The sequence below is a fragment of the Actinobacillus minor NM305 genome, from assembly GCF_000175195.1.
GTDB classification, from domain to species: Bacteria; Pseudomonadota; Gammaproteobacteria; order Enterobacterales; family Pasteurellaceae; genus Haemophilus_A; species Haemophilus_A minor.
On the sequence record NZ_ACQL01000023.1, the window covers coordinates 19,373 to 30,431 of the forward strand.

An 11,059-nucleotide genomic window follows, 5' to 3' on the forward strand; every position below is an offset into this window, starting at 1 on the left:
CTTATGCCAACAAACTCAATCTATCCAACCGACTTAAAGCAGTGCCAACTTACTCATCTTCATTCCTTTGCTAAAGGAATGACTGTGTATAAGCAAGGCGAAACCGCCAAAGAGTTTTATTACGTCAATAATGGACTTATCGGGCTTTATCATACCTTAGATAACGGCAAAGAGAGCCTTGTTCGTCTATATCAAAAAGGGGATTATTTCGGTTATCGAACACTGTTTGGCGATGACGGCTACCATTGCAATGCCAAAGTTTTGGTTGAAGCGGAGATCATTCGGATTAAACCTAAAGACATTGATACTTTCTTCGTAGAAAATCCGCAGATGAGCAAATTTTTGTTGCAATCCCTTGCAAATGAACTGCGAGAAGCGGAACAACGCTTGGCAAAAAGTGCCTATTTACGCACCCTTGATCGTGTTATCGACAGCATTTATTTTCTCACGGAAAACTTCCCTTACTATAACTGGACGCACCGTGAAATTGCCGAATATGCAGGGTGTGAAACCGAAACAGCGATCCGTATTACTAAAGAGTTGAAACGCAACGGTTTATTACAAGATTGGCATAAACAGAAGTAGGTCACTATGTTTGAAAACGCCCCCAAAGCCCATTTTCATTTGATGGCAAAACCGAGTAGCTTTCAATGCAACATCAAATGTGAATACTGCTTTTATCTTGAAAAAGAATATACCATTGAGCAAAATGTGCGTTTTATGAATGAAGACACCTTGCGAAATTATGTGCGTAATTACATTCAATCAAGTGCAGGACAACGGGTTGAATTTGCATGGCAAGGGGGTGAGCCAACGTTATTAGGCTTGGATTTTTTTAAACAAGCGGTCAGATTTCAGCAAGAATTTGCAAACGGCAAAACGATCACCAATGCTTTTCAAACCAATGGCATCGCCCTAAATCGCCAATGGGCAGAATTTTTCAAAACACATCAATTTTTGATTGGTATTTCGATTGATGGCTTGAGCGAAGTACATAACAAATATCGCATATCAGTCAATGGTCAGCCGACTTTTGAACGGGTCAAACGAGCGGTAGGTTTATTGAAAGACTACGGCGTTGAGTTTAATACATTGACGGTGATTAACGATCAAAATTGGCATAAAGGCAGAGAAACCTACCTTGCTTTAAAAGAGTTAGGTTCAACCTTTATGCAATTTATCCCGATTGTCGAAACAGGCTGTGGCACATCACCTTTTGCAAAAAAGGAAGTAAAACCGACCGCTTTTTCTGTACCACCGCAAGGTTATGGGCATTTTTTGCTTGAAGTGTTTAAAGAGTGGGTGCAACAGGATGTCGGCAAAATTTATGTGTTGGAATTTGACAATTTGCTTGGGCAATGGCTTGGCTACCCGTCAAGCAGTTGTGTTCATCAAGAAACCTGTGGCGAGTCGCTGATTGTGGAAGCGAATGGTGATGTCTATTCCTGCGACCATTTTGTCTATCCAGCGTATAAGGTGGGTAATTTAAATGAACAGTCTTTGGGCGAGATTGTGCATTCCCAACCACAATGCAACTTTGGACAACAAAAAAGAACCGCACTCACTCAGACCTGTTTGGCTTGTGATGTGCGACCGTTTTGTCACGGCGGTTGCCCGAAACATCGAATGATTAGCTTGCCAAATGAAGCAAATAAACATAACTACCTTTGCCAATCCTACCAACTCTTTTTCCGAAAAACTGCTCCATTTATGCGAAAAATGCGAGATATTATTCGAAGTGGTGGGTCTCCCCAAGAGATTACTCAATATATTCGGGAATAACGATTCAAATATTTTACAACCTGCTACAAAGTTCTAATACCATTTTCTCAAGATTTTGGGATCCATAATCCATATTTGTTGAAAATAAAGTCATTATAAATCAAGTAAATAAAAGCCATTATCATTCACTCCGCTCACGAAAATTCCAAGTTTGAGGTAGATCATAAAAGCGGTTATTTTTTGTTAATTTTTTGTAAAATAGACTATCGTCAATACCTCTAAGGTGGCAAAATAGGGGCACTCAAATTGTTTTTATTTGACCCATTTACTTATTTTTTGGAGTGTATATGCAAAGTCTTAATTTTGACGTAGCCATTGTGGGTGCTGGTGGCGGTGGTTTACGAGCAGCAATTGCAGCAGCGGAAGCAAACCCAAACCTTAAAATTGCCTTAATCTCAAAAGTGTACCCAATGCGTAGCCATACGGTAGCAGCAGAAGGTGGTTCAGCCGCGGTAATTAAAGATAATGACTCTTTTGATAACCACTTTAATGATACCGTAGGCGGTGGCGACTGGTTATGTGAGCAAGATATCGTTGAGTATTTCGTAGAACACTCTCCTATCGAAATGACGCAATTAGAGCGTTGGGGCTGTCCTTGGAGCCGTCGTGAAGATGGTGAAGTAAACGTACGCCGCTTTGGTGGGATGAAAATCGAACGTACTTGGTTCGCCGCAGATAAAACCGGTTTCCATATTTTACATACCCTTTTCCAAACCTCGATGAAATACCCTAACATCGTGCGTTTTGATGAGCATTTTGTTTTAGATATTTTAACCGACAACGGCGAAGCTCGTGGTTGTGTGGCGATGAATATGATGGAAGGTACGCTTGTTCAAATCAATGCACCGGCAGTGGTTATCGCAACAGGTGGTGGTTGCCGTACTTATCGTTTCAATACCAATGGCGGTATCGTAACAGGCGATGGTTTATCTATGGCATATCGTCACGGCGTTGCCTTACGTGATATGGAGTTCGTTCAATATCACCCAACCGGCTTACCGAACACCGGTATCTTAATGACTGAAGGTTGTCGTGGCGAAGGCGGTATCTTAGTGAATAAGGATGGTTACCGTTACTTACAAGACTATGGTCTAGGACCAGAAACACCAATCGGCAAACCGGAAAACAAATATATGGAATTAGGCCCTCGTGACCGAGTTTCTCAAGCATTCTGGCAAGAATGGAAAAAAGGCAACACCTTAAAAACCGCTAAAGGCGTGGATGTTGTCCACTTAGATTTACGTCACTTAGGCGAAAAACACTTAACAGAACGTTTACCGTTTATCTGTGAATTAGCACGTGCTTATGAAGGTGTTGATCCGGTTACTCAACCAATCCCTGTTCGCCCGGTTGTTCACTACACAATGGGTGGTATTGAAGTGGATATGAACGCTGAAACTTCAATCAAAGGTTTATATGCTGTCGGCGAATGTGCTTCTTCAGGTTTACACGGTGCTAACCGTTTAGGTTCTAACTCTTTAGCGGAATTAGTGGTATTCGGTAAAGTTGCCGGTGAAAATGCTGCACGCCGTGCATTAGAAGCAACACCTGCAAACCAAGCACAAATTGATGCGCAAGCAAAAGATGTGGTTGCTCGCTTAACCGCATTAGCAAACCAAGAAGGTAACGAATCTTACTCTGATATTCGTAACCAAATGGGTGATGCAATGGAAGAAGGTTGCGGTATCTATCGTACCCAAGAAGGTATGGAAGGTGCAGTAAATAAAATTGAAGAGCTTAAAGAACGTTATAAACGCATCAGCGTAAAAGATAAATCAAGCGTATTTAATACCGATTTACTCTATAAAATCGAACTTGGCTTTATTTTAGATGTAGCACAATCTATCGCATGTTCAGCTGTTGAACGTAAAGAATCTCGTGGTGCTCACCAACGTTTAGACTACACTGAACGTGATGATGTGAACTACTTAAAACACACACAAGCATTCTTTAATGCAGACGGTAAACCAACCATCAAATACAGCGATGTGAAAATTACCAAATCTCAACCTGCAAAACGTGTGTATGGTGCTGAAGGTGCAGCACAAGATGCAGCGAAAAAAGCAGCAGAACAAAAATAGGGGATAGCTATGGAAAAAATGACGATTGAAGTGCTTCGTTATAACCCGGAACAAGATAACGAACCACATTTAGAAAAATTTGAAGTACCGTTTGATGGTCAAACATCATTATTAGATGCGTTAAACTACATCAAAGATGAATTACAACCAGAGCTATCTTACCGTTGGTCTTGCCGTATGGCGATCTGTGGCTCATGCGGTATGATGGTAAACGGCAAACCGAAACTGGCTTGTAAAACATTCTTACGTGATTACAGTGGTCATATGCGTATTGAACCGCTTTCAAACTTCCCGATTGAACGTGACTTAGTTGTAGATTTAAGCCACTTTATCGACAGTCTTGAAGCGATCCAACCGTATATCATTGATAATAAAGCACCGGAAGGTCAGCGTACAAAACAAACTCCGGCACAACTTGAGAAATACCGTCAATTCTCAATGTGTATCAACTGTGGTTTATGTTATGCCGCTTGCCCTCAATTTGGTTTAAATCCTGAGTTTATCGGTCCGGCAGCCTTAACACTGGCTCACCGCTATAACTTAGATAACCGTGATAACGGCCGTGAACAACGTATGAAACTGCTCAGCAGCAAAAATGGTGTTTGGAGCTGTACTTTCGTTGGTTATTGTTCTGAAGTATGTCCGAAACATGTAGGCCCAGCTTCTGCAATCAACCAAGGCAAACTTGAAAGTGCAAAAGACTACGTTATCTCAATCTTAAAACCAAAAGGCTAGGGGGAAAGTATGACAACAAAACGTAAAGCCTATGTGCGCGAAATGAATGCAAACTGGTGGACAAAACTCGGCTTTTACAAAGCATATATGGTGCGTGAAGCAACTGCTATTCCTACCGTTTGGTTCTGTTTAGTGTTACTTTATGGATTAATTAGCTTAGGAAACGGGACGTTTGCAACGGATTTCTTAACATTCTTAAAGAATCCACTTATCGTTATCTTTAACTTGGTAAGCTTAGTAGCAATGTTATATCACGCCAAAACACTCTTTATCATGACACCACAAGTGTTAGATATCATGGTTAAAGGCGAAAAATTACCAGTTGAGAAAGGTGCCAAAATTATGTGGGGCATCACTGCTGTTATCAGCGTTATTGTTTTAGCCCTTGCGTTATAGGAGAAGAAAAATGAGCAAACAAGATGTTATCAATAAAGCGGTAAAATCAAATGAACCGCCAGTTTGGTTACTATTTAGTGCCGGTGGTTCTGTAAGTGCGTTCTTCTTCCCTGTTGTGATTTTAGTACTTGGCGTATTATTACCGTTCGGTATTGTTGATGTAGAAACTATCATTAGCTTCGCCCACACTTTCATTGGTAAATTGGCGATTTTAGTCCTTACCATTTTCCCAATGTGGGCAGGTATGCACCGTATTCATCACGGTTTACATGACTTAAAAGTTCACGTACCGGCTGGTGGGTTCATTTTCTACGGTCTATCAACACTCTATACTCTTGTCGTGTTATACCTTACCTTCGGTTTATAATTCGAACAAATTTTGCTTTCAAAGCTACCCTTTGGGGTAGCTTTTTTCTTATCTAAAAATTTTTTGTAAATTTTTCTCACGCAAACCTTTGCTTTTCAACGCCCTACCGACAAGCCCTAAAAGAACAGGTAAAATAGCGAAAATAATTTAACTCACTAAGGATTTTTAAATGAATGCTATTGAATTATTAGGCTATGTTGCCATGATTTTAGTTGCTTGCTCTTTCTTATTAAAAGATATCGTGAAATTACGCTTAGTAAACGCATTAGGCGCTTTATGTTTCGTAATTTATGGCTTCTTAATTAACTCACTCCCCGTTGCCGGTTTAAACATCTTCGTGGTATGCGTGAATGTTTATTACATTTGGAAAAGCTTTCAACCTGTGAAGGTTACTGCCTAATAAGAAATAATTTTTCTTTTAGTCAAATTCCTTTTATATTGGAACAACCTATTATTGATAGGTAAGAACTTTTATACATTCCTAATTTTAAATGTATAATCCTTGCCAATCGTGGCGTAGCCCCTGTCCCTAGGGTTTGTAGAAATACAATCGACTTAGAGTGTCAAGCTGCGCCCTTGTCTTTTCTCCTCCCCCAATCTATGAAAATAAAGCCTCATAAAGAATACCCTGAGTTAGTTCAACAGCTAAGCGATAGAGGGATGATCATAAATAATCCTACATATGCGGAAAAGAAATTGTCGCAAGTAGGTTATTATCGTTTGTCTGGTTTTGGCACATATCAAGAAAACCTAACCAAGATAATACGTTAAGCGACCAATTCCTAGATCATGTTGTCTTTGAAGAAGTGTATAAACTATATATTTTTGATAAAAAACTTAGATTATTATTACTAGATATTATTGAAAGATTAGAAATTAATATCAGAACGATTATAGCTCACGAAATAGCTAAACAATTTAATATTGATGAAAACACATTAAGAAATTGGTTAAATGAAATAAATATAATTAGAAATTTATCAGCACATCATTCAAGAGTTTGGAATAAGTCTTTTACTGATATTGCTATTCCCGATTTTTCTAACCCTAACTTATCTAAATTTAAAAAAGCAAATGCATATTTTAGTAAAGTTGCATTAGAACAAAAAGCAAGAAGTAGAATTTTCGGTAGAATAGCCGTCTTGTGGTATCTAGTAAGCCAAACTAGCAAAAATTATCACTGGCTAGATAAGTTCGGCGAGTTATTAAAGGATTTCCCGGATGTGCCTAATGCCAAAATAGAATTAATGGGAATTTCAGATAGTAACTTAGCACTAATCTATAATTCATAGCAAACTCTAACAAAAAGCGGTTTAATTTTGCAAAACAATGACAAAATTAAACCGCTTATTTTCTCTCTAAACGTGGCTTATTTTTTTAATAAATCACGAATTTCAGTTAATAATTTTTCTTCTGCTGTTGGCTCAGCTGGTGCTTCAGGTGCTGGCGCTTTTTTCAGAGAGTTGATGATTTTTACCATGCCGAATACTGCAATTGCAATGATTAAGAAATCGAATACGTTTTGAATAAACGCACCGTATTTTAACATCACTGCTTCTGCACCTTCTTTAGCCGGTGCAATTTCAATCGCTAAATCTTTGAAATCTACACCGCCGATTAACCAACCGATAGGTGGCATAATGACATCACTTACTAATGAAGAAACAATTTTACCGAATGCGCCACCGATGATCACACCGACAGCCATATCTACTACGTTACCTTTAACCGCAAATTCACGGAACTCTTTTAAAATACTCATAATTGACTTTCCTTATTAAAATATCATCTTTCATATAAAGACGAAGTGCGATTATACTTACCATGTTAAAAAGTTGTAGCAAATTTACGACAATTTACTTAATTTCTGGGCAAATTGAGAAACCTGTTGCCAATCCGTGTATTCATACTCTTTTGTAGCATCGGTTTCACCTTTCGTTAATCGCATAATGAATTGGATCATGATGCGATCAAACCAACTATAACGGGGATAGAACAAGGCACCAGCAATGACTTCAACCAGAGTCGGTTTCCACTGAATTTTTGCCAAGAATTTTCGTACGTAAGTGTTGGTCTCTGCTGTCTTACGATTGGCTTTACGAGCGGTCAAATTTACGCCATAAAATGCAGAAGGCTTGCTATTGAGCTGTTCAGCATATTGGGCAATAAATTGATAAACCTGCGGATTAAAATGCCCATAACGTACTGATGCCCCCACCACAATTTGATCGGCATTTGCCATTTTTTCTGCAAAATTGACCGCTTGATCTTTGATGGAAACCAGCTCGACCTCATGGTTAATCTGTTCAGATAATTCATCTGCAATCTTTTTAGTTTGTCCATCTGTTGTAAAATAGAAAATAACCGTTTTCATTTATCAATCCTTCCAAAAAACAGGGCTTAAAATCACAAGAAGCGTAAATACTTCTAAACGTCCGCAAACCATCGCAAAAGTCATTACCCATTTTGCACCGTCCGGCACTTGCGTAAAGTTACTGCTCACACTCCCCAATGCAGGCCCTAAGTTGTTCAAGCTAGCAAGCACGGCATTAAAGGCGTTGAACGATTCCATTCCACACAAAATTGCCATCAGCCAACAAAGAATAAATACAAAAATATAGGCGGAGAAGAATGCCCAAATACCTTCTTCAATGCGGTCTGAAAGCACCGAACGGCCCAGTTTAATCGGCTTCACGGCATTCGGGTGAACGAAGCGGTGGATTTCTCGGTTCATTTGCAAATAAAGCAATAATACCCGAATAACCTTTAAACCACCGCCAGTTGAGCCGGCACAGCCGCCGATAAATGAGGCTAAAATCAAGAGTGTTGGTAAAAACGAAGGCCATTGACTAAAATCATTCACGCCAAAACCGGCGGTCGTAGATATCGACACTGATTGAAATAGCACTTGCTCAAAGCGAATGTTGGCTGTCGTAAAATAGTCATACGCCCACATCACGAGCAAACAAAGGGTAAATAAAACAAACTGAATAACCAAAAACGAACGGAATTCATAATCTCGCCAATATAAACGGGTTAAAACGCTGTTTTTCCGCTTTTCTTTCGGGTCTTTTAATTGATGAAACAGCGTAAAGTGCAAGGCAAAGTTACAAGATGAAATCAGCAAAAAAAAGACGGTAATATAGTTAATGGCTGTGCTATTAAAATAACCGATACTCGCATCGTGGGTAGAAAATCCACCAATCGAAATCGTTGCAAAACTGTGCGAAATCGCATCAAAGGGCGTCATTCCTGCCAACCAATAAGCCAAAGCGCAGAGCACGGTCAAAGAGAAATAGATTTGCCATAACATTTTTGCCACATCAGCAATTCTTGGCTGCATTTTCTCATCTTTCATCGGGCCGGGCATTTCTGCACGATAGAGTTTACCTAAACCCATCATGGGAATAATCGCAATCGCTAACACGATAATCCCCATGCCCCCCAACCATTGCAAAAATTGTCGATAAAACAAAATGGCTTTTGGGAGATGATCTAAGCCGGTAATGACTGTTGCGCCAGTGGTGGTTAACCCAGAAAACGACTCAAAAATGGACTCGCTAACGTTTAAATCGGGATGTTCTAACAGGATAAATGGAACGGCTCCCAAACAGCCGAGAACGATCCAGAACAGCACCACGATCAAAAAACCCTCTCTGGCTCGGAGCTGTTGCTTATATTCACGGCAAGACCACCATAATAATGCGCCCACCACAAAAGTAATGGAAAACGCTTCGAGGAACTCTCGACCGCCACCATCACCATAAACCAGCGCCACCAATGCTGGCAGAAGCATCGTAAGCGAGAAGCTCATCACAAGCACGCCAACAATGCGAATAATAGTAAAAAATTGCACAATTATTCCTTTTCTAAACTTAATTTGCCGGCAAATCGCTGGCTTAATGCTTGCTGGATTTTAGCAAATTCAGTTGGGTTTATCGCCAATTTTAAGGCAATCTTATCGCTAAATTGCTGTTCAAGAAGCTCAATATCCCAATCGTTCATCATATGTTGTAGCGTGTTGAATTGCTCATATTCACATTGCAAGCGGTAGTTTTCTCGTAAAACTTTGCGAATTTTCTCCACATTAAGCAATGCCTGCTGCACGCCATTACCGTAGGTTTTAACCAAACCGCCCGTACCAAGCAAAATTCCACCATAATAGCGCACGACCACCGCCGTGATTTCGCCCAAACCAGAACCCAACAAATAGTTGAGCATCGGCTTACCTGCTGTACCGGACGGCTCCCCATCATCAGAAAACCCATATTGCTGCGAATCCGCTGGCGTGCCGGCAACCGTTGCCCAGCACCAATGCCTTGCCTGCGGATGTAATGCTTTGATTTCTGCCCAAAACGCTTTGGCTTGCTCCATACCTTCGGTATGTCGGAGATAGGTAATAAAGCGACTTTTCTTGATTTCTTCTTCAAAAATAACGTCTGTTTTAGGGATAAAAAATTCCATTTGCATACTCATTGTCGCCAAATTGGCATATTTTAGCAAAAATTCTGTGAGACTTCCCCTTTCTCCCAATAAAACCATTGCAAACGGTTGCGTAATCTTGTATATCTACCAAAAAACCAACATCAAAAGGTAATGACTATGAAAAAAATCTCCTCTCTTTTTGTTTTAAGTGCGCTCATTTCATCACCACTTTATGCGCTACCAGCCAAACCCATTACGCTAGGAACAGGAAGTGAAACCGGGCTTTATTACGTAACCGGCAATGCCATTTGTCAATTAGTTAATCGAGCAAATAATTTGCCAGATTGTAAGGCTTTAGCGAGCGAAGCCTCGGTCGATAATCTAAATGCGATTGCCAATGGTCAAATCGAGTTGGGGATTGTGCAATCCGACTGGCAATATAACGCTTATAACGGTGTCGGTTCTTTTGCTGATAAAAAGAATGAAAAACTCCGTGCGGTGTTCTCCATTTATCCCGAACCTTTTACCATTATTGCTCGTGATGATGCCAACATTAAAACCTTTGAAGATGTTAAAGGTAAACGCTTTAATATCGGGGTAGATGGTTCCGGTACACAAGCAACGGCAAATGTGTTACTTAATGCGCAAGGCTGGGCGGCGGCAGATTTCAAAGTGTTAGATAAACTGCCACCGGCAGAAATGGTTAAAGCTTTATGCAATAATGGATTAGATGCGGCAAGTTATAATGTCGGCCACCCTAACACAGCGTTGAAAGAAGCGACAGAAAGTTGCGACCTGCATTTAGTGCCGATTACCGGCGAGGTGGTTGATAAGCTCATTCAAGCACACAGTTATTACGCCAAAGCGACCATTCCGGCAAAAACCTATAACGGCACCGATCAAGCGGTCGATTCTTTCGGGGTTTATGCAACATTAGTAACCTCTGCTGATGTGAGCGCAGAACGAGTTTATGATGTAGTGAAATCGGTGTTTGAGAATTTTGAACGCTTCAAAAAATCCCACCCTGCCTTTGCGAATTTAAAAGAGAGCGAGATGATTAAAAATGCGCTTTCTGCACCGTTGCACGAAGGCGCAATCAAATACTATAAGGAACGAGGTTGGTTGTAAGTGTTTATGGATAGGTGCGGTATTATGTTGCTGTTGTAAAAGCAATTTTATCCCTGAGACCTTTGCTCCCTCCGTTTACGGAGGTAGCTGCCAAAGGCTGAGGGAGGGGAAAAGAATCCAATGAGAGAAGTTAAAGTATTTTCCC

At 40.4% G+C, this 11,059-nt stretch carries 13 protein-coding genes; 9 read left to right on the forward strand and 4 right to left on the reverse strand.

All coding sequences use genetic code 11. The annotated features are described in order from the left end of the window. Positions 1-3: 3 nt before the first annotated feature. The 8 genes from AM305_RS00675 (at position 4) to AM305_RS00710 (ending at position 6,653) form a co-directional block, all read left to right on the forward strand. Entirely contained in the window at positions 4-585 is a 582-nt protein-coding gene (locus tag AM305_RS00675; RefSeq protein WP_035293541.1) for a Crp/Fnr family transcriptional regulator, read from the forward strand. Positions 586-591: 6 nt separating this feature from the next. Next, positions 592-1,782: an anaerobic sulfatase maturase gene (locus AM305_RS00680; RefSeq protein ID WP_005822126.1), complete on the forward strand. Its 1,191-nt coding sequence runs from the start codon at positions 592-594 to the stop codon at positions 1,780-1,782. Positions 1,783-2,069: 287 nt separating this feature from the next. Continuing rightward, positions 2,070-3,863, forward strand: a complete 1,794-nt coding sequence (gene frdA / locus AM305_RS00685) for a fumarate reductase (quinol) flavoprotein subunit (RefSeq protein WP_005820228.1) — start codon at positions 2,070-2,072, stop codon at positions 3,861-3,863. 9 nt (positions 3,864-3,872) lie between these two features. Further along, positions 3,873-4,598 (forward strand): succinate dehydrogenase/fumarate reductase iron-sulfur subunit, encoded by a 726-nt coding sequence (locus tag AM305_RS00690; RefSeq protein WP_005822128.1) that lies wholly within the window; start codon positions 3,873-3,875, stop codon positions 4,596-4,598. 9 nt (positions 4,599-4,607) lie between these two features. Next, positions 4,608-4,994: a fumarate reductase subunit FrdC gene (gene frdC, locus AM305_RS00695; RefSeq protein ID WP_005821529.1), complete on the forward strand. Its 387-nt coding sequence runs from the start codon at positions 4,608-4,610 to the stop codon at positions 4,992-4,994. A 10-nt stretch (positions 4,995-5,004) separates the two neighbouring features. Next, positions 5,005-5,361: a fumarate reductase subunit FrdD gene (gene frdD / locus AM305_RS00700; protein WP_005822129.1), complete on the forward strand. Its 357-nt coding sequence runs from the start codon at positions 5,005-5,007 to the stop codon at positions 5,359-5,361. Positions 5,362-5,530: 169 nt separating this feature from the next. Continuing rightward, positions 5,531-5,761 carry a YgjV family protein gene (locus AM305_RS00705; protein WP_005822131.1) on the forward strand — a complete coding sequence of 77 codons (231 nt, stop codon included), beginning with the start codon at positions 5,531-5,533 and terminating at the stop codon, positions 5,759-5,761. A gap of 337 nt (positions 5,762-6,098) precedes the next feature. Then, on the forward strand, positions 6,099-6,653 hold the full coding sequence (locus AM305_RS00710; RefSeq protein ID WP_474362149.1) for an Abi family protein: 555 nt from the start codon (positions 6,099-6,101) through the stop codon (positions 6,651-6,653). A 77-nt stretch (positions 6,654-6,730) separates the two neighbouring features. Here the strand turns inward: AM305_RS00710 and mscL are convergent, their stop codons facing one another. The 4 genes from mscL to AM305_RS00730 all read right to left on the reverse strand — a co-directional run bounded on the left by mscL (position 6,731) and on the right by AM305_RS00730 (position 9,825). Next, positions 6,731-7,123, reverse strand: a complete 393-nt coding sequence (mscL, locus tag AM305_RS00715) for a large-conductance mechanosensitive channel protein MscL (protein WP_005822133.1) — start codon at positions 7,121-7,123, stop codon at positions 6,731-6,733. An 84-nt stretch (positions 7,124-7,207) separates the two neighbouring features. Next, on the reverse strand, positions 7,208-7,735 hold the full coding sequence (hemG, locus tag AM305_RS00720; protein WP_005822135.1) for a menaquinone-dependent protoporphyrinogen IX dehydrogenase: 528 nt from the start codon (positions 7,733-7,735) through the stop codon (positions 7,208-7,210). Between the two features lie 3 nt (positions 7,736-7,738). Beyond that, positions 7,739-9,217, reverse strand: coding sequence for a TrkH family potassium uptake protein (locus AM305_RS00725; protein ID WP_005822137.1), 1,479 nt, complete (start codon positions 9,215-9,217; stop codon positions 7,739-7,741). A 2-nt stretch (positions 9,218-9,219) separates the two neighbouring features. Continuing rightward, complete coding sequence (locus tag AM305_RS00730; protein ID WP_005822138.1) at positions 9,220-9,825, reverse strand: YigZ family protein; 606 nt, start codon at positions 9,823-9,825, stop codon at positions 9,220-9,222. A gap of 138 nt (positions 9,826-9,963) precedes the next feature. Between AM305_RS00730 and AM305_RS00735 the strand changes: the two genes are divergently transcribed. Then, the gene (locus AM305_RS00735; RefSeq protein WP_005822140.1) at positions 9,964-10,914 is read left to right on the forward strand and encodes a TAXI family TRAP transporter solute-binding subunit; all 951 of its coding nucleotides are present in this window, start codon (positions 9,964-9,966) and stop codon (positions 10,912-10,914) included. Positions 10,915-11,059: the final 145 nt, after the last annotated feature.